Here is a 16,252-nt window from a genome sequence, read left to right as displayed (position 1 = left end):
TTACCGCGCTTGAACAGCTCCGTAGTTAGCCACCAGCGAAAGGCGGGAGCACGTCTACGCGGGTAACACCCTGCAAGGAAGTTTCCGCCGTGCCGGTCTTGCCGTCGAGCAGGAAAGAGCAGCGTTCAAGAACGTCTGCCATCGGGGTCCCGGCGCCGGTAGAGCCGGTAAAAGTAGTGGATAGAGAAATTAGAAGATCACCCAGCGTGGCCGGAACGTCTGAGCTTTCAAAGCTCGTGTGGGTACAACCAGCGGCGTCCCGGGCAGCGGCGAAGAAGTGCACGTCAACCATGACTCTTATCCTACAATGGTTCCATGACTTCGCCGGAATCTTATCTTGCACGGATTCGCCAGCTCATCGCTGAGCATCCCCAGCGTTCTGCGGGAGAAATTATAGAAGAAATTCCAGTGGAGCAATCCCTGGGCCGTATCGCTGCCGTAGATGTCACCGCGGGTTTTGATTCCCCGCGGTTTAATAATTCGCAGATGGATGGCTATGCCGTGCCGCATGCCGATGGTGGCCGGTTTGAGGTCACCGAAACCATTCCAGCGGGCACAGTGCCTAGGCTGTTAGAGGGCAAGGCCGCACCAATAATGACGGGTGCCGCAGTGCCTGCCGATGCCACCGCGATCATCCCCGTGGAACGCACCACCCCGGCGGAGTTTCTCAGCCCGGGTGAGTATATTGAAGTCCCTGCTGTGGAAGCGGGTCAGTTTGTTCGTGAACAAGGCTGCGATATCGGCGCAGGTAGCGTGATTATCCCAGCGGAGACAAAGATTTCGGGTGCAGCGGTTGCAACGTTGGCTTCTCAATCAATTACTCATATTGAGGTCATTCGCCCGGCGCGCATGCTTATCTGCACTGGTGGTGCGGAGATTTCATCGTCAAGCACGTCAGCTGTAGAAGAAGCTGCTGCCACTATTCCGGATGCGAATGCGCCGATGCTGCGCGCACTTGCCGCCGATGCTGGAATTGACGTGGTCGGGCACGTGTCCACCAATGATGATCCAGCGGCCCTTAAATCTGCATTGGCGGCGGCTATTAAAGATATGCAGCCGGATGTTGTGGTGACTTCCGGCGGGATTAGCGCCGGCAAATTTGAAGTCGTGCGCCAGGTTTTGAAAGTTTCCAATCCTGAATCCGTGGAAGTTTCCAGTATGGAAACTTCCACGTGGTTCGGCCACGTGGACCAGCAGCCGGGCGGGCCGCAGGGCTTTGCGGTTTTTGAAGGTGTTCCGGCTATTTGTTTGCCTGGCAATCCGGTGTCCACGCTGGTGAGTTTCCGGCTGTTTGTGGCGCCGGTGTTGGGCCAGACACCGCAGGTATCTTGGGCACAGCTAGCTGCAGCCACAACAGGTATTGCAGGCCGCGATCAGTTCCGCCGCGGCCGAGTTGAGTCTGTAGATGATGGAACTTTAACCGCGCACATTATTGGCGGGGCTGGTTCGCATTTGATTAGCCAGGCGGTGGAGGCAACGCACCTTATTCGTATCCCTGCTGGCGCGAATTTAGCTGCTGGAGAGGTGGTTCAAGTTTATGAACTCTAAAAATACGTCAGATAAACCACGGACGAGTTTGGTTGTTGTGGCATCGACACGCGCTGCTGCTGGTGAGTATGAAGATCGTTCGGGCAAGATTGCTGTGGAATTTTTGCGCAGCCAGGGCTTGGACACTCCTGATGCGGTGATCGTTGCTGACGCGAACATTCAGTCAGCAATAGACAATGTGTTGAATGGTCCGGATGCCCCAGATGTGTTGTTGACCTCAGGAGGGACGGGGATTACCCCGGATGATCGCACTTTTGAAGCAGTTGAGTCCCATATTGTGAAAGAGCTTCCCGGCATCGCCGTCGCGTTTTGGAACAAGGGATTGGAGACTGTCCCCACGGCGGCGTTGTCGCGGTGTATAGCTGGGATTACCAGGCAGACTTTTGTGATGACGCTGCCCGGTTCGCCGGGTGGTGTGAAAGATGGCTGCGCGGTGCTCGAGGGAATCTTGGGGCACATCATCGACGTGATGAAAGGAAACAATGAGCACTAACCATGATCCTGCTTTTGACCCGGCTTATGTTCATGAACAGACGGGCAAGGTTATTGGCGCGGTGATGATGACTGAGCCAATTGAGTCGGTGATGTCGCAGGCCCGCGCGGAGGTTGCCACGGATGCCATGGGGGCGGTGGTCACTTTTGATGGTGTTGTTCGTGATCATGATGGCGGCCAGGGTGTGGCCAAGTTGATTTACTCGGCTCACCCCTCGGCGCAGCTAGAAATTGAGGCGGTCACCGCGCGCATTAGCGCAGCGCATCCACATGTCCGCCTGTGGTGTGCGCACCGCACCGGCACATTGAGCATCGGCGACTTGGCCTTCGTGGTCATCGCAGCATCCGCGCACCGACGGGAGGCGTTTGAAGCAGCATCGCAGCTTGCCGATGCCGTCAAGGCCGAAGTCCCGATTTGGAAAGAACAAGAACTCTCCGCCGGTGGAACGCAGTGGGTGGGATTGGAATGACGAAGCTTAGTCCCCGGGAGATTTCCCGGTATCGCAGGCAGCTTTCGCTGGCAGGTTTCGGGCGTGAAGCGCAAGAAAAGCTTGCCGATGCCCACGTAGCCGTCATCGGCGCCGGCGGCCTTGGCTCGCCCGCATTGTTGTATTTGGCAGGCGCGGGTGTTGGTGAAATAACCATCTTTGATTCTGACATCGTGGATGTGTCGAACCTGCACCGGCAGGTCATTCATAACACTGCCAATATTGGCGTGAATAAGGCTGAGTCCGCGCGGCAGGCGCTGAGTGCCCTCAATCCAGAGGTCACCATCAACGTGGTCGAAGAACGCCTGGATGAGCACAATATTATTGAGCGCCTGCGCGGCGCCGATGTGGTGCTCGACGGCACGGATAACTTCGCCACTCGCTACAACGCATCTTGGGCATGCGCGGTGCACGGCATTCCGCATGTGTGGGCATCTATCTTGGGTTTCGATGCCCAACTGTCCGTATTCTATGCCGACCACGGCCCTATCTACGAGGACCTCTTCCCTATCCCACCGGCGCCCGGCTCAGTGCCATCCTGTTCCCAGGCGGGCGTGCTCGGCCCGACGGTTGGCGTGGTGGGTTCGGCCATGGCGCTAGAAGCAATTAAGCTGCTCACCGGCGTGGGCACGCCACTGATTGGCAAGATTGGGTATTTCACGGCACTAGAAGGCACGTGGGAGTACATCCCGTTGGTCGGCAACCCAGATGTCACCGATCGCGTGCGCACCACCGGCCCAACCTCGGGCGCAGAAGCCTTCGAAGAACCACCAACCAGCGCCCCGGTCTCTGCCGCTGATTCTGCCTCAACGCCCCGCATCCCCGAAGTCGATGACATCCCGGAGAATGCCCTTGTCATTGACGTGCGCAACCCCGACGAAGTAGCGATGTTCGCCATCCCCGGGACTCTAAAATTCCCACTACCGCGCATCATGGATGGCGAAACCCCAGAAGAAATAGCGCAAGCACAACAAGAGCCACGTCCAGTGGTTATCCACTGCGCCGGTGGTATTCGCTCCGCACGCGCAGTTGAAGCCCTCAACCAACGAGGGTTCAGCGAAGGCATCTACTCGCTGCGCGGCGGCATCGACGCCTGGCTGGATAAACAGTAAAGCCAAGCACAGAATAGAAAAGTCTCGAGGCACCGTAATGAGGAACGATGTCTCGAGACTTTGAAAAATTTGGCGGAGACGGAGGGATTTGAACCCTCGGTGAGTTTCCCCACGCTGGTTTTCAAGACCAGTGCATTCGGCCGCTCTGCCACGTCTCCGTGCGCTGTATAAAAGAATCTCGCATTAGAAAATGCCAGATCTCAAGCACACGAAAAGACTACCCGATCGGACGTTAAAGACTAAAACTGCGTGCCTGATTACTAAAACTTCATTAGCGTGGAGGGCATGACTGATGTGATGAAAGCAATCGTCCAAACCACCGAAGGTGACCCATCCGCGCTAGAACTCCAGGAAGTGCCCAAGCCTGAGCTGCAGCCCGGTGAGGTGCTGGTAAAAATCGCCGCAGCAGGTGTAAACCGCGCAGACCTCACCCAAGCACAAGGCAACTATCCACCACCAAAGGGCGGCTCAGAAATAATCGGCCTGGAATGCGCCGGTGAAATTGCTGATGCTGGCGATACCGACCGCAGCGTTGGTGAAAAAGTCGGCGCACTGTTAGTCGGCGGCGGCTACGCCGAGTACGTAGCAGTGCCAGAGGGTCAGCTTCTTCCTATCCCTGAAGGTTTCTCCTTCGCGGAAACCGCCGCGGTCATTGAAACTGCCTGCACCGTGTGGTCCAACATAGTGATGGAAGTGGGCCTCAAGGAAGGCGAAACCATCCTGATTCACGGCGGTGGCGGCGGAATTGGCCTGATGGCTATTCAGATTGCCAAGGCCATCGGCGCCAAGGTTGCGGTAACCGCAGGTTCTGCAGAAAAGCTCGAAGTCTGCAAGAAGTACGGCGCGGACATCCTCATTAATTACAAGGAGCAAGACTTCGCTGAAGAACTAAAGAATCAGTGCAACGTGATACTGGATATCATCGGCGGGCCTTACTTGAAGAAGAACATGTTCGCTCTTGCCGAAGGCGGCCGCATGGTCACCATCGGTCTGCAGGGTGGCAATAAGGCCGAGATCAACATGGGCATCATGATGATGAAGGGCATCTCCCTGCACGGCACCACCCTGCGCCGCCGCCCGGTTGATGTGAAGGCAGAGATTGTCCGCCAGACCGTTGAAAACGTGTGGCCAATGCTGGAAGAAGGCCGCGTCAAGCACCACATCCACGAAGTTCTGCCGCTAGCCGATGCCTCCAAGGCCCTCGGCTTCCTCGAAGCAAGCTCGCACACAGGAACCCTCGTCCTCGAGCCGTAGATTCTGCGCCTTTGGCGGCAAGAATCTACGCGAGGGACGCGACTACGCGGATGAGATGCTCAATATCTTGATGGGTATTAAACGGACTCAGTGACACGGTGACCGCGCCGCCGATGTCATCCACGCCCATCTCGGTGAGCAGCTCACTGCGTGGGGTCAGCGTGGTGACCAAACCGTTGCTGAACAAACGCTGATGCACGGTCTTGGCCGGCACGTTCTTCACGGCAAAAGACAGTCGCGGAATGCGGTTATCGGTACGCGCACCGGCTGCGGCCTCACCCGTGACACCTAGAATGTGCACGGCGGGAAGGGTGCCCATCAGGGTATAAAGCTCTTCGGAAAGCTGGCTCATGTGCTGTGCCACATCAGCCATGGAATTGCGCAGACGCGTACGGCGCGAGCCGCGCAGCACATCATCCGGATCGCCCAAGCGCGCGAAATGATCCGCCAACGGACCAACACCACCGGCAAGACCCGCCGAGATTGGTGATTCTAAGTCCTCGCGCTGCACGTTGAGACGCTTAAACATCGTGGAATCGCGAAAAACCAACGCAGAAATCTCCGGGCCGCCCAGCTGCGCCAAGTCAATGCCCACGATGTCCGCGCCGAGCTCTTCAATGTCGATGGCCCGGTAGGTGGCTAACGCGGATACATCGACAAGCGACCATGCGCGTGATGCGCCGCGCACGATCTCTGTAATCTCCTTGACCGGTGCTACCGCCCCCAACGCCGAATGCGCGGCGGTGAATGAAACGAACCTTGTTGTGCCATCGATAAGTTCATTGAACTGGAAACCTGGCAACTCACCCGTGCCAAGGTCGGGCTGTGCCCACCGAATCTCTGCATCAATCGTGCCCAACGACGCTGAATCAAGCCGCTGCAACACCACCGTCGAATTACGACGAAGCAACGGCCCCAAATGCGCCGCAAGACGTGAATACAAAACCGGCAAACTTGGTCCCAGCACCACAGCATCATGATGCGCATCCGTGAGATCGGCAACAGCCATCCGCGCGGTAGCGATAAAGTCGGTGCGTTCCAAACGTCCCGCCGTCACCGGCGCGGAATGAGAACCACTTGATGTTTCCACCGCTGCAACGGCTGGAGACATGCGGAAAGCACGCGCCACTCCTGCAGAAACTCGTTCCGCAATCTGTGGTGTATCGTGCGCGTTTAGGTATGTCCAACCGTCCGACAGCCCTGAATAAAGGCCGCGCACGCTAGCAACATCCACGTTGAGCTCTCCCTCCTGCTGGCCCTTGTCGCACCCTACTCTATACCGCTTTATGGGCGGGTGAAAACCTAATATTGGGCTCGCGGCGGCTAGGGTATTCGACATGGAGCAAGATATAAATTCACTTGCCGCAGATATCGCGCGCATGACGAGCACCCCAGAGGGAGAAACCGTACCGCCATCACATTCGATGACCTTCGGTGCGGCCTTCAAAGACTTAGTACAAGGTGCCAAGCAGCGCGAACTGTGGCTCATGCTGGGCTTACAGGACATCAAGCAGCGCTACCGCCGATCAGTTCTGGGCCCATTCTGGATCACCATCGCAACCGGTGTCATGGCCCTAGCCTTGGGTTTGCTGTACTCCATGCTGTTCCAGCTGCCCCTGGCGGACTTCCTTCCGCACGTGACAGTGGGCCTTATCATGTGGAACTTCATCTCCGGCGCTATTAAAGAAGGCTCCACCATCTTCATTGATAATGAAGGCCTGATTAAACAGCTGCCGGCACCACTGTCGGTGCACGTCTACCGCCTGGTGTGGCGGCAAACGTTATTTTTGGGTCATAACCTAATTATCTGGCTCCTGCTCATTCTTATCTTCCCGCGCACCTTGGGTTGGGAATTCTTCCTGGTCATCCCCGGCATGCTGCTGCTGATTGTCAACGGCGTGTGGGTGGCCATGTTCTTCGGCATTGTGGCAACCCGCTTCCGTGACGTTGCACCACTGCTGGAAGCGCTAACCCAGCTGCTGTTTTATGTCACGCCGATTGTGTGGACCACCAAGACACTGACTGACCAGGGCGGCGCGGTGGCTGACCGTGCGCGTATCGCGGAAATTAACCCGCTGTACCACTACCTGGAAATTGTTCGCGCGCCGATGATTGGTGAGCCCGTTGCCGCCTACCACTGGTGGATTGTGCTGGGCTGCACCGTTGTAGGCCTCTTCCTCGCCATGATGGCTATGCGCCACTGGCGTTTCCGCGTCAGCTACTGGGTTTAAGGAGAACCATGGTTTCTATCGATACTTATAACGCGTGTGTTGACTTTCCCATCTTTGATGCCAAGTCCCGCTCACTAAAGAAAGCCATGCTGTCCTCGGCCGGCGGCGCAATCGGCAAGACCGATGACAATGTGGTGGTGGTTGAAGCTCTCAAAGACATCAACCTTCACTTGCGTGAGGGCGACCGCGTCGGCCTCGTCGGCCACAACGGCGCCGGTAAGTCCACGCTGCTGCGCCTGCTTTCTGGCATTTATGAACCCACCCGCGGCTCAGCGGATGTCCGCGGCCGCGTCGCCCCTGTCTTCGACTTGGGCGTGGGCATGGACCCGGAAGTCTCCGGCTACGACAACATCATCATCCGCGGCCTGTTTCTTGGCCAAACCATCAAACAGATGAAAGCGAAGATGGATGAGATTGCTGAGTTCTCCGAACTCGGCGACTACTTGAGCATGCCGCTGCGCACCTATTCCACCGGTATGCGCGTGCGCCTTGCCCTTGGCGTGGTGACCTCCATTGAGCCAGAGATCTTGCTTCTCGATGAAGGCATCGGCGCCGTCGATGCCGCCTTCATGGCCAAAGCCCGCGTGCGCCTAGAAGAACTGGTGAAGCGCTCCGGCATCCTCGTCTTTGCCTCCCACTCCAACGACTTCCTGGCGCAGCTGTGCAACACCGCCTTGTGGATCGACAAAGGTGAAATCCGCTCTTCCGGCGAAGTTGCCGATGTCGTCGGCGAATACGAAGGCCCCGAAGTAGGCAACTACGTCCGCGACATGCGTGAGCGTTTTGAGCGCGAAGACTCACAATAATCTCAGGTTTCTTGGCCGTTCTACCCGTCGGGCTCAACATCTGGCGCTAAGCTAATGCCCGGTTTAAACCTAAACCGTTCAATTCTCAGTGCTCATGTGGGCCCTACATTAGAAGGCAATCCCCCATGAAGAACTTCTCCGCCGCTGCTGTTGCAGCAATCACCGCTCTTTCCCTATCCACCGGCGCTGCTGCAGCCGCTCCTGCGCTCGGCGCTGGCAGCTCCGAGGCTGACAGCGAAATCCGTCAGGACATCATCGGCTGGCAGGGTGAAAACCCAACCAGCGACAGCCTCACCAAGGAGCCAACCAGCTCCGTCGATGCTGCCAACGATTCTTCGGACACCGTTCGCGAAAACAGCTCCAAAGAAAACCACAACTCCGTAGTTGAATCCAGCTGGGGCGTTGCAAAGAGCTCCGTCAAGAACGACGTTGAAAACAGCGACGCAATCGGCACCACTCTGGACACCATCCCCGGCCTGGGCGCCATCGTTGCCATCGGCGCAGCACTCTACAACTTCGCTGTACAGTCCGGCTTCTCTCTGCCGAACTTCACCCGCTAATCACCGCAGGGAAGTAAACCACCCCGGTTTACACCGAATATAACCACCACAGTGGGCAAAAGGACTTCTTTTTGTCCACTTTTGGTGACTTTTACTCCCTGTACTGGTTACGTGAGCAAAGGGGGCCAACAAGTGACCCCTCATAATCACCGCTCACCTGAGCCCTACGCAGGAAGTACCACCAATGAAACGATTCGCCGCTGCCACCCTTGCAGTCGCCACCGCACTGTCCCTTTCCACCGGCGCCGCCGCCGCTAAGGGCCTCGACGCCAGTTCTAAAGCTGACCGCGAAATCGGCTTGGAAATTACAGAATGGCACATCAAGAACCCTGGCAGCTGGACCGCGCGGAAGGAACCTTCCAGCTCGGTAAACACGGCTCTAAAAGCGAACGAAAGCATCAAGGAAAACAGCTCTGAGGAAACAAGCGAAGCTGTTACCGAATCCAGCTGGGGTGTTGCAAAGAGCTCCCTGGAAACCGACGTTGAAAACAACGATCCGTTCGGAACTCAGTTGGATTCATACCTGGCAATCGCCGGCGTCATTGCTCTCGGCGCAATCATCTACAACGTAGCCGTACAAGCAGGCGTCCCGCTGCCTCACATCGCACCGGAGTGAACCAACCAGCGATAACAAACACTCCGCTTTCCGCTTTTGCCGGAAGGCGGATTTCGTCGTCTTTGGGGTCTTGCAGCGCGAGGCGCGCCCCAAGTTTTCGACATCTCAAAACAAGGAATGCCCCAGAAATTGGCTGAATTCGTAGTTTCATTCCAAATATGTGTAACACACAGCATATTTCCATTTTCCCTGGCCGGAATTAGTTTTTGCCAATACCATCAATGCCAACAAATCGGCTTTCTTGATTTTCAAGTAGAGAACACTTGGAAACGACTGTAGGGTTTTCGGTAACGCCAGTCATACTCTAAAACATTTTGTGAGTGTGGCCACCGTTAGATAGTTGAAATCGCGTTATTCAGAACTACAACAAGGAGAATTCCCATGAAGCGCTTTGCTACAGCCGCAGTTGCAGCCGTGACTGCAATTTCCCTGTCCACCACCGCCGCAGTTGCACAGAGCTCTGACGATGACGGAGCAGCCGCTGGCGATGTGTCACCAGGCCACGAAACTTCCGCAGATGCAGTTGACAGTTCCGTCGAGAACAGCTCAGACGATGTTAAGGAATCATCCGTTGAGACGTGGTTCGATGTATTTGAATCTTCCTACGAGAACGATGCCGACCAAGAGTGGGCTCTAGGTTCTTCCGCTGACCTGATCATCGCGGCACTGCTCGCCATTGGTGGCGCTGCAGCCGTAATGAACGGCGCGATCCCAGGCCTACAGTTGCCTAACTTCTAAGGTCTATAGGTTTTCCAGTAGGCCAGAAAAGTAGCGCCACTTAGCAGGCGCTACTTCGCAGTATGGTTGCCAGGATTTGCAGCAGAGCATCTCCGTACCCTCCGCAAAGATGGGGTGCGGAGATGCTCTCGTTTTCGGCTCTGAATTCAGAAATTGTATTCATTAACCACAGTGGACATTCAAATTTCCCGGTAGAGAATCCTTAATGGGGGTTAAGTAAAGAAAAGTGTGTCCGTCGGTGTGTTGCCGGCGGACATTGTCTTACCTGCCTAGCCATCCTTTCTGCACTCCCATAGAGTGCTGGTAGGAGGTATCGATTGCGGTGTCGTATCCGCTTGGTCCACCATGTTCTGGTGGTGTGGGTGCTTCCGCTTCGAGTAAGGCGCTGACTTTGGCGAGTGCGTCTTTACCCCAGCGTTGCTGCCTGGCGGTTTCTACGGGATCGGCAGGCAGCTGCGTTTTTGAAGCCAGCCACCAATCGATCGCGGTGCGTTGGTGTTCCTTGCTCATCCCGCGATGGTTTCTCGCCAGGAGTTTTAGTGGTGAGTTGATGCCACCTTCTAGCTGTTGGTGGTGGATTTGGGGGTTCCGACAAATCCTTCTGGTGGTTCTAGCCAGGTAAATAGCCATTTATTGCTGTTGAGATCGTTCAGCGAATTCATAGCGGTCCGGTCGCGCTTGCGGTTACCCTCGGTTAGTCGACACCCTATTAGTGCGGATCTTGTGTCCGTAGGAGAGGATGTTCATTGTGAGTTCGTCAAGAAAGAAGTACACTCCGGCTTTTCGGCAAGAAGCCGCTCGGCTGGTGCTCGAGTCGGAGCGGCCGATTGCTCATGTAGCTGAGGAAATCGGTGTCTCAGCCACGATTTTGGGTACGTGGGTCAAACTCGAACGTGAACGTCAAGGATCAGACGATGGGCGTAGCGACGCAGATTTGAAGGCTGAAAATGCGCGTCTGCGCAGGGAACTTGCTGAAGCCAAGATGGTGAATTGAGTTCTTGTCAAAAGCCACCGCCTTCTTCGTGGCGTCGCAACGCGATCGGAAAAATTTGAGCCAATACAGCTGGAGAAGGCAAACTACAGGAACAAACGTATGAGCAGGCTGCTACAGGTCTCTCGTTCGGGCTACTACAAATGGGCGCAGGTTCAAGCCAACCGACTGCGCGGCGATGATAGCCGTCAGAGATTCCTCGAGGCGTTGGACAAGCATATCCATGATATTTGGCGTAAATCAGACGAAGTCTATGGTGCCCCACGTATTACCGCAGAACTGGTTGAGAAAGGCATCATGGTCAATCGTAAAACCGTGGCCAAGTGTATGCGGATGATGGGTATTGAGGGCATTTCACCGAGGGCGTTTGTTCCGGTGACCACGATTCAATCCAAGCACAAGTCCACGCTTCCGGACCTGGTGAAAAGATTGTTTGATCAAGGTCAGCTCAACCGGGTGTGGATGTCGGATATTACTTATCTACGCACCAGAGAAGGATGGCTATATCTGTGTGTTATCCGCGACGGGCACTCCAGAAGAGTCTTAGGTTGGGCTATGGATAGCGTGCAGGATTCTCACCTCGTTGAACGCGCATTACGCATGGCTTACACCCTGCGTGGTGATGTGCCAGATGGCCTTGTATTCCATGCGGATCGTGGCACTCAATTCACGAGTGAACAATTGTGGAATGTCTGCCAGCAATTAAGTATTGCGCAATCTGTCGGCCGAACTGGTGTGTGCTTTGATAACGCGATGGCCGAGTCATTCTGGTCGACATTGAAGACCGAGTTTTATGACCAGAAGAAATGGCCAGCCCGTGATGCAGCCCGAAAGGCTGTGGCTCGCTGGATTGAGATGGTCTACAATCGGCGCCGTCGCCACTCAGCAATCGGGATGATCAGCCCTGTCGATTTCGAGGCTCGGTTCGCTGATCAAGATGACAAAAAGAAAGCCGCTGCTTAACCACTAAGCAGCTTAACTACGTGTCCACGATTTGCGGGCAACCCCATCGGGTTTCTCATCACCGATGAGGTTGGCCAGGCTTTCGTGAATTGGGTTCGAGGTCATGAGCGCGCGCCAGGTGGGTTGTTGGGTGGCAAGGTCGGGGAATTTGAGGCCGGGCTGAGTTCCCGGTTGAAGACTGTTTAATGAATCGGCGAGGTCGTACCAGCGCTTGACCACGGTGCAGAACTCGGTGGAAAGCGACGTAATGTCAACGGCCTCGTGGTACGGAATTGCGGCCCAGCGCGGGTAAATCAGAAAACTCTTAGCGTATTTCATGAGGGCAAGAAACTGCAGGCTAGGCAGGACATCGCGAAGTAGTTTGTGGGTAGGGGCGTGGGCGTGGAACTTGATTCCAATACGCCGCTGTTGATGGTGTTCCACCAGCACTACCGATAGCACGCCGTTTTCATCAACCAGTTTGGTTTCGGTACCGGTGATGCTCACTGTATTCGGGCCGTCATGAGAAACATGGCTGGTTTGTGCGACATAGCTGGTGTGAACGGCGAGGGTGTCAATAATGCTGAGGTCTTCATCAAGAAGCACGAGGCGAAACTCTTTGGAGGCAGCCTTGCCATCTTCGGGCGGCAGCAAAGACACCGCGGCACCGGAGAGCATTGTGCCTAATTGTCCGGGTGCTTCGATGCTGGCGGTGACGAAGGTTTGCGAAGTTTGAAGTGCATTTTCTAGCCTCGACATATACCCCAATCTACTCCCGATTTTAAACCAACGCGGGCGTCTAGATTCCCAGCAGCGCTTTCAGTTCGGGACTCACCCCCTTGACGGTGAAGGTGAGAGTCGTATCCGGTTGGTAGTTTTCGCGGAGCAGTTCCGCGCGCACGCCGGGCGCGGTGTGTTTGGCGGGGCCGAGGCTGTCCACGGTGATATCGGCAGTTTTTTGATATCCCAGCTTCGCGCTAACAGCCGCGGACGCCGTGTTGGAATTCGCCCAGGCGGTGGTCAAACGCTCCGCCCCGAAGTGGTTGAAGCTAATCTCCGCAATGGCGCGGCGGACCAAGGTGCCAAGCCCCTGGCCTTGCAACCGGTGGTAAATCCAGGAGCCAGTTTCCACGGTTTTGTTACCGGGGAAATCATTAGCGCGCATATCCACTGAGCCCACTACTTCACCCGCGTGGACAACAACCAGGTCCAAGGACCAGTGCGCGGGTGTCATCTGCGCGCGGTTGGACCAGCGAAATCGCGCGGGGTTGTTGTCAGCATCGAAAAGCCAGCCAAACGCATGCTCCGGGATGGCGGGGCCGAAGATGGCGGCAGGGGTGGCATCGGCAAGCATTGCGATGTCTTCATCCCGCATCGCGCGCAAGGTGATTTCTTGGCTGCCGTTAGCGGCTGTGATTTCTAATCCAAAAGGTGGCCAGATGCGCGCAAGTTCCATGGCGAAATGCTACCACCGGGGATTTCGTGAAAGAATAAGCCACATGCCCAATAAGCGCACTACTGCCCCAAAGATTGCCCCGCTATCCGCTGCCGGTTCCACCGCCGCGGTGATTGTCACCCACAACCGTGTGGAATTGCTGCGCGCATCCCTGGAGCAAGTAGTGTCACAGACCCACCCCGTCAAGTGGGTCATTGTTGTAGACAACGGCGCCGATGACGCAGTAAAGCAGCTTGTCGATGATCTCGCGGGCTCCCGTGCTGTCTACGTACCATCGGAGACCAACCTGGGCGGCGCCGGCGGCTTTGCCTTGGGATTTTTGACCGCCCTGTCCCTGGGCGCCGATGCCATTTGGTGCGCCGACGACGACGGCCGCCCAGCGGATGCCGAAGTACTCGTTGAGCTCTACCGCGTGGCTGAGGCAAATGCCCTGCACGAAGTCTCCCCGGCTGTGTGCAACATCAACGACCCCGGTGCGCTGGCCTTCCCGCTGCGTCAGGGACTGGTGTGGCGACGCCGCATGGAAGAGCTCGAAGGCGACTTCCTGCCCGGCATCGCCTCCCTGTTCAACGGCGCGCTGATTTCGGCCAAAGCTATGGAAATCATCGGTGTCCCCGACTACCGCCTGTTCATCCGCGGTGATGAAGTGGAATACCACCGCCGCCTGGTCAACTCCGGGCTGAGCTTCGGCACCGCGCTCACCTGCGCCTACCTGCACCCCGATGGCGCCGATGAGTTCAAACCAATCCTCGGCGGCAAAATGCACACCCAATACCCCGAAGGCGATTTCAAACGCTACTTCACCTACCGCAACCGCGGCTACCTGCTGTGGCAGCGCGGTATGCGTAAGTTACTGCCCCAAGAATTCGCGCGCTTCGGCTGGTTCTTCCTCATCCAACAGCACGACCCTAAGGGTTTTGCCAAATGGCTCATGCTGCACAACCGCGGCCGCCGCGAAGACTTCCGTCGCCCTGAAAACGGCTAGGAAGCCGTTTACGGTTTCCCGTCGAAACAGCTAACGATCCAGCGTTGCGCGAACCTGCGAAAGCAGGATGAGCGCAACGGTGCCGGGGCGCTAGACTTCACGAATTTTTGGGGCGTTGCGGAAAATCAGCCAGCGCTGCACAAAGAAGTTAATGATGGTGGCGGTACCCTGCGCGATAATAAATGCCACAATCAGCGCGTAAGTGGAGCGCCATTCCAGAGTGTGGTCGAAGAATGGAAACGCCCAGCGGTAAATCACAATGTTGATGACATAAGTGATGCCATATGTTAGCGCCACCATGGCGAAGCGGCGCTTGGATGGCTCGGCGCGGAAAGTCCAGCGGCGGTTGAGCAAATACGCGGTAAGTGTGCCGAAGAAGAAGCCGACGGAACGCGCGCCGATGTTGCCCAGAAGTTCCAGAACAATCTGAAACAGCCAGGTCAGCACCACGTCAATGACGGCGGAGATGCCGCCGGTGATGGCGAATTTGGTGGACTGGCCTTTGAGAGAATTTGATTTAGCCAGGCGCTCGGCACCGTTAGATGTCATCGCGTGATCCTACCTACTTAGACTTAAAAACGAACACACGCTGGATGACAAAGTTAGTCACCGTGGCAACACCCTGCGCAATAACGAATGCGATGGTGTTCTTGGTCAGACCTTCAAAACCAAGCGCGATGAGTGGAGATTCCAGCAGCCAGTACAGCACGTTTTGCACAGCAAAAGTGGAGGCATACAAAAGACCGACGGTAACAGCGGTCTTGCCTGATACCTTGGCACCAAAAGTCCAGCGCGCATTAACAAGGTATGCGGCGATGGTGCCAAAGACCCAGCCGATTGCTTTGGCCGCGGAGCGGTGCAAGCCAAAATAGGTCAGCAGCATGGTGACCGAATAGTCCAGGATTGCGGTGAAAATGCCCACGAACACAAACCGCGACAGCTGGGTCTTTAAAGAGTTACTCGATGAAGTCACGAAGGGTTAGCCTACCCCACGCAACACCGCACGGAGGATATCTAAACGGTCAACAGGCGCTGCCGCGTCGGGTCCCCAGGCACCAACAGACGCTAAGACTCCTGTCGATGCCTCACACATGCCCCAGATTTCATCGGCAGTAAGTTCCTCACCGTCATCATCAATCCAGCCCAAAGCTTCCATGGTGGTGACGGTGACAGCATCCATCAGATCCTGCGCGCCCATGCAGGCAAGGCCTAGAACCACAGACCAAAAAGCGTCATGGCCTTCAGTGGTTACTTCCCGCGGCAAAGTGGAAAGCTTCTGCAAGATTTCCGGAGATAATTCCACGTCGCGGCTTAAATCGAGCGCCTGCAGCAGGGGCACGAAGTCAAAGAGGCGGGAGCGTTCAATAATGCCGCGCGCCGGCGGAGTCAGGTACGTCAGAACCTCATCAATGACAGCCTGGCCGGTGAGCTCCGCGTTAATCGCGGTGAGATCAAACCGGGAGCCTGGGAAAGAACCAGAGCCGCCGACGCACAGCGCCTGCGGGGTACCACTATCACGCGGGTAGATATCTGCGACTGTGAGCGAGAAGTCCCACAATCCCCAGGTGAATTCCACCACTTCCTCCTCACGCCACAGAAATTCCGCGACATGATGGCTCGGATCAATCCTCCGGGATTCTGTTCTTTGCTCCTCGTTCGTGGAGTCGGCGTCTTTACCCGCGCCATTTTCAACGCTCTTATCAACGCGATAAAAGTGCCACGGGGATTCTTCCGGAGGCAGGTCGAAGCACGTCACCAAAACATCGTGAAGCTGTGCGAACGTCAACGCATCATTGATGCCGATGTGGCGGTGGACCTCTGCGTCATCCCGAACATTGGATACCTGCAGGATGACCGTGAGGGACTCGCGGCGCAATTGGACAGTCGTGTCGGCGTCATCGTGGATCTCGCCGCCTTTGTGAGCCTGGTTTTTCGGGCCTGTTTGTTTTAAACGTTCCCTGTTTTTACGGTCACGAAGGCTGTCGAGGTCAAATACTCCAGTGCCTGACATGGTGCCCAGCGTACTTAAATGT

Annotated in this window: 19 protein-coding genes, 1 tRNA gene and 1 pseudogene; 12 read left to right on the top strand and 9 right to left on the bottom strand. The window is 56.2% G+C overall.

Features of this window, described 5'->3' with window-relative positions:
• Positions 1-25 precede the first annotated feature (25 nt).
• Positions 26-292 (bottom strand): MoaD/ThiS family protein, encoded by a 267-nt coding sequence (locus CCASEI_RS01535; protein WP_006823765.1) that lies wholly within the window; start codon positions 290-292, stop codon positions 26-28.
• A gap of 23 nt (positions 293-315) precedes the next feature.
• On the opposite strand from CCASEI_RS01535, the gene CCASEI_RS01530 reads away from it, so the two are divergent.
• The 4 genes from CCASEI_RS01530 to CCASEI_RS01515 are packed head-to-tail and all read left to right on the top strand — an operon-like array spanning position 316 to position 3,640.
• Entirely contained in the window at positions 316-1,548 is a 1,233-nt protein-coding gene (locus CCASEI_RS01530) for a molybdopterin molybdotransferase MoeA (RefSeq protein WP_006823766.1), read from the top strand.
• A complete protein-coding gene (locus CCASEI_RS01525; protein ID WP_025386951.1) occupies positions 1,538-2,041 on the top strand; it encodes a MogA/MoaB family molybdenum cofactor biosynthesis protein in 504 nt (167 codons plus the stop codon). The genes CCASEI_RS01530 and CCASEI_RS01525 overlap by 11 nt, the downstream gene beginning before the upstream one ends.
• Positions 2,031-2,510 carry a molybdenum cofactor biosynthesis protein MoaE gene (locus tag CCASEI_RS01520; protein ID WP_025386950.1) on the top strand — a complete coding sequence of 160 codons (480 nt, stop codon included), beginning with the start codon at positions 2,031-2,033 and terminating at the stop codon, positions 2,508-2,510. The genes CCASEI_RS01525 and CCASEI_RS01520 overlap by 11 nt, the downstream gene beginning before the upstream one ends.
• Complete coding sequence (locus tag CCASEI_RS01515; RefSeq protein WP_025386949.1) at positions 2,507-3,640, top strand: ThiF family adenylyltransferase; 1,134 nt, start codon at positions 2,507-2,509, stop codon at positions 3,638-3,640. Before CCASEI_RS01520 ends, CCASEI_RS01515 begins: the two co-directional genes overlap by 4 nt.
• A 70-nt stretch (positions 3,641-3,710) precedes the next feature.
• On the opposite strand, the gene CCASEI_RS01510 is transcribed toward CCASEI_RS01515, so the two are convergent.
• Positions 3,711-3,798, bottom strand: a tRNA-Ser gene (locus CCASEI_RS01510).
• Between the two features lie 127 nt (positions 3,799-3,925).
• Here CCASEI_RS01510 and CCASEI_RS01505 point away from each other — a divergent pair.
• Complete coding sequence (locus tag CCASEI_RS01505; RefSeq protein WP_225868426.1) at positions 3,926-4,894, top strand: NAD(P)H-quinone oxidoreductase; 969 nt, start codon at positions 3,926-3,928, stop codon at positions 4,892-4,894.
• A gap of 25 nt (positions 4,895-4,919) precedes the next feature.
• Here the strand turns inward: CCASEI_RS01505 and CCASEI_RS01500 are convergent, their stop codons facing one another.
• Positions 4,920-6,128: an aminotransferase class V-fold PLP-dependent enzyme gene (locus CCASEI_RS01500; RefSeq protein ID WP_006823771.1), complete on the bottom strand. Its 1,209-nt coding sequence runs from the start codon at positions 6,126-6,128 to the stop codon at positions 4,920-4,922.
• A gap of 103 nt (positions 6,129-6,231) precedes the next feature.
• Between CCASEI_RS01500 and wzm the strand changes: the two genes are divergently transcribed.
• The 5 genes from wzm (at position 6,232) to CCASEI_RS01475 (ending at position 9,845) form a co-directional block, all read left to right on the top strand.
• Positions 6,232-7,125 carry a galactan export ABC transporter permease subunit Wzm/RfbD gene (gene wzm / locus CCASEI_RS01495; protein ID WP_025386947.1) on the top strand — a complete coding sequence of 298 codons (894 nt, stop codon included), beginning with the start codon at positions 6,232-6,234 and terminating at the stop codon, positions 7,123-7,125.
• Between the two features lie 8 nt (positions 7,126-7,133).
• On the top strand, positions 7,134-7,931 hold the full coding sequence (gene wzt, locus CCASEI_RS01490) for a galactan export ABC transporter ATP-binding subunit Wzt/RfbE (protein ID WP_006823773.1): 798 nt from the start codon (positions 7,134-7,136) through the stop codon (positions 7,929-7,931).
• Positions 7,932-8,056: 125 nt separating this feature from the next.
• A complete protein-coding gene (locus CCASEI_RS01485; RefSeq protein ID WP_006823774.1) occupies positions 8,057-8,491 on the top strand; it encodes a hypothetical protein in 435 nt (144 codons plus the stop codon).
• 184 nt (positions 8,492-8,675) lie between these two features.
• Positions 8,676-9,107, top strand: coding sequence for a hypothetical protein (locus CCASEI_RS01480; protein ID WP_006823775.1), 432 nt, complete (start codon positions 8,676-8,678; stop codon positions 9,105-9,107).
• A gap of 381 nt (positions 9,108-9,488) precedes the next feature.
• Positions 9,489-9,845, top strand: coding sequence for a hypothetical protein (locus tag CCASEI_RS01475; RefSeq protein ID WP_025386946.1), 357 nt, complete (start codon positions 9,489-9,491; stop codon positions 9,843-9,845).
• A 261-nt stretch (positions 9,846-10,106) separates the two neighbouring features.
• Here the strand turns inward: CCASEI_RS01475 and CCASEI_RS01470 are convergent, their stop codons facing one another.
• Positions 10,107-10,355, bottom strand: coding sequence for a hypothetical protein (locus CCASEI_RS01470; RefSeq protein WP_051461231.1), 249 nt, complete (start codon positions 10,353-10,355; stop codon positions 10,107-10,109).
• 229 nt (positions 10,356-10,584) lie between these two features.
• Between CCASEI_RS01470 and CCASEI_RS01460 the strand changes: the two are divergent.
• Positions 10,585-11,799: pseudogene (locus tag CCASEI_RS01460) on the top strand (IS3 family transposase).
• Between the two features lie 12 nt (positions 11,800-11,811).
• Here CCASEI_RS01460 and CCASEI_RS01455 read toward each other — a convergent pair.
• Complete coding sequence (locus CCASEI_RS01455) at positions 11,812-12,537, bottom strand: hypothetical protein (protein ID WP_038574334.1); 726 nt, start codon at positions 12,535-12,537, stop codon at positions 11,812-11,814.
• Positions 12,538-12,577: 40 nt separating this feature from the next.
• Complete coding sequence (locus CCASEI_RS01450; RefSeq protein ID WP_025386943.1) at positions 12,578-13,234, bottom strand: GNAT family N-acetyltransferase; 657 nt, start codon at positions 13,232-13,234, stop codon at positions 12,578-12,580.
• Positions 13,235-13,277: 43 nt separating this feature from the next.
• Here CCASEI_RS01450 and glfT1 point away from each other — a divergent pair, with 43 nt between their 5' ends.
• Entirely contained in the window at positions 13,278-14,219 is a 942-nt protein-coding gene (gene glfT1, locus CCASEI_RS01445) for a galactofuranosyltransferase GlfT1 (protein ID WP_025386942.1), read from the top strand.
• Positions 14,220-14,309: 90 nt separating this feature from the next.
• Here glfT1 and CCASEI_RS01440 read toward each other — a convergent pair whose 3' ends face one another.
• The 3 genes from CCASEI_RS01440 to CCASEI_RS01430 are packed head-to-tail and all read right to left on the bottom strand — an operon-like array spanning position 14,310 to position 16,230.
• Positions 14,310-14,768 (bottom strand): GtrA family protein, encoded by a 459-nt coding sequence (locus CCASEI_RS01440; protein ID WP_006823779.1) that lies wholly within the window; start codon positions 14,766-14,768, stop codon positions 14,310-14,312.
• Between the two features lie 13 nt (positions 14,769-14,781).
• Positions 14,782-15,192 carry a GtrA family protein gene (locus CCASEI_RS01435; RefSeq protein ID WP_035095986.1) on the bottom strand — a complete coding sequence of 137 codons (411 nt, stop codon included), beginning with the start codon at positions 15,190-15,192 and terminating at the stop codon, positions 14,782-14,784.
• Positions 15,193-15,198: 6 nt separating this feature from the next.
• Entirely contained in the window at positions 15,199-16,230 is a 1,032-nt protein-coding gene (locus CCASEI_RS01430; protein ID WP_025386941.1) for an IS1096 element passenger TnpR family protein, read from the bottom strand.
• Positions 16,231-16,252 lie beyond the last annotated feature (22 nt).

It is taken from the genome of Corynebacterium casei LMG S-19264, from assembly GCF_000550785.1.
In the GTDB taxonomy this organism is placed as follows: domain Bacteria; phylum Actinomycetota; class Actinomycetes; order Mycobacteriales; family Mycobacteriaceae; genus Corynebacterium; species Corynebacterium casei.
This window is presented reverse-complemented; position numbering and strand designations above follow the sequence as displayed.

Bases quoted from the DNA above. Each gene is read 5' to 3' on its own strand.
- CCASEI_RS01535 (WP_006823765.1), bottom strand. From the start codon at position 292: ATGGTTGACGTGCACTTCTTCGCCGCTGCCCGGGACGCCGCTGGTTGT.
- CCASEI_RS01530 (WP_006823766.1), top strand. From the start codon at position 316: ATGACTTCGCCGGAATCTTATCTTGCACGGATTCGCCAGCTCATCGCT.
- CCASEI_RS01525 (WP_025386951.1), top strand. From the start codon at position 1,538: ATGAACTCTAAAAATACGTCAGATAAACCACGGACGAGTTTGGTTGTT.
- CCASEI_RS01520 (WP_025386950.1), top strand. From the start codon at position 2,031: ATGAGCACTAACCATGATCCTGCTTTTGACCCGGCTTATGTTCATGAA.
- CCASEI_RS01515 (WP_025386949.1), top strand. From the start codon at position 2,507: ATGACGAAGCTTAGTCCCCGGGAGATTTCCCGGTATCGCAGGCAGCTT.
- CCASEI_RS01505 (WP_225868426.1), top strand. From the start codon at position 3,926: ATGACTGATGTGATGAAAGCAATCGTCCAAACCACCGAAGGTGACCCA.
- wzm (WP_025386947.1), top strand. From the start codon at position 6,232: ATGGAGCAAGATATAAATTCACTTGCCGCAGATATCGCGCGCATGACG.
- wzt (WP_006823773.1), top strand. From the start codon at position 7,134: ATGGTTTCTATCGATACTTATAACGCGTGTGTTGACTTTCCCATCTTT.
- CCASEI_RS01485 (WP_006823774.1), top strand. From the start codon at position 8,057: ATGAAGAACTTCTCCGCCGCTGCTGTTGCAGCAATCACCGCTCTTTCC.
- CCASEI_RS01480 (WP_006823775.1), top strand. From the start codon at position 8,676: ATGAAACGATTCGCCGCTGCCACCCTTGCAGTCGCCACCGCACTGTCC.
- CCASEI_RS01475 (WP_025386946.1), top strand. From the start codon at position 9,489: ATGAAGCGCTTTGCTACAGCCGCAGTTGCAGCCGTGACTGCAATTTCC.
- CCASEI_RS01470 (WP_051461231.1), bottom strand. From the start codon at position 10,355: ATGAGCAAGGAACACCAACGCACCGCGATCGATTGGTGGCTGGCTTCA.
- CCASEI_RS01455 (WP_038574334.1), bottom strand. From the start codon at position 12,537: ATGTCGAGGCTAGAAAATGCACTTCAAACTTCGCAAACCTTCGTCACC.
- CCASEI_RS01450 (WP_025386943.1), bottom strand. From the start codon at position 13,234: ATGGAACTTGCGCGCATCTGGCCACCTTTTGGATTAGAAATCACAGCC.
- glfT1 (WP_025386942.1), top strand. From the start codon at position 13,278: ATGCCCAATAAGCGCACTACTGCCCCAAAGATTGCCCCGCTATCCGCT.
- CCASEI_RS01440 (WP_006823779.1), bottom strand. From the start codon at position 14,768: ATGACATCTAACGGTGCCGAGCGCCTGGCTAAATCAAATTCTCTCAAA.
- CCASEI_RS01430 (WP_025386941.1), bottom strand. From the start codon at position 16,230: ATGTCAGGCACTGGAGTATTTGACCTCGACAGCCTTCGTGACCGTAAA.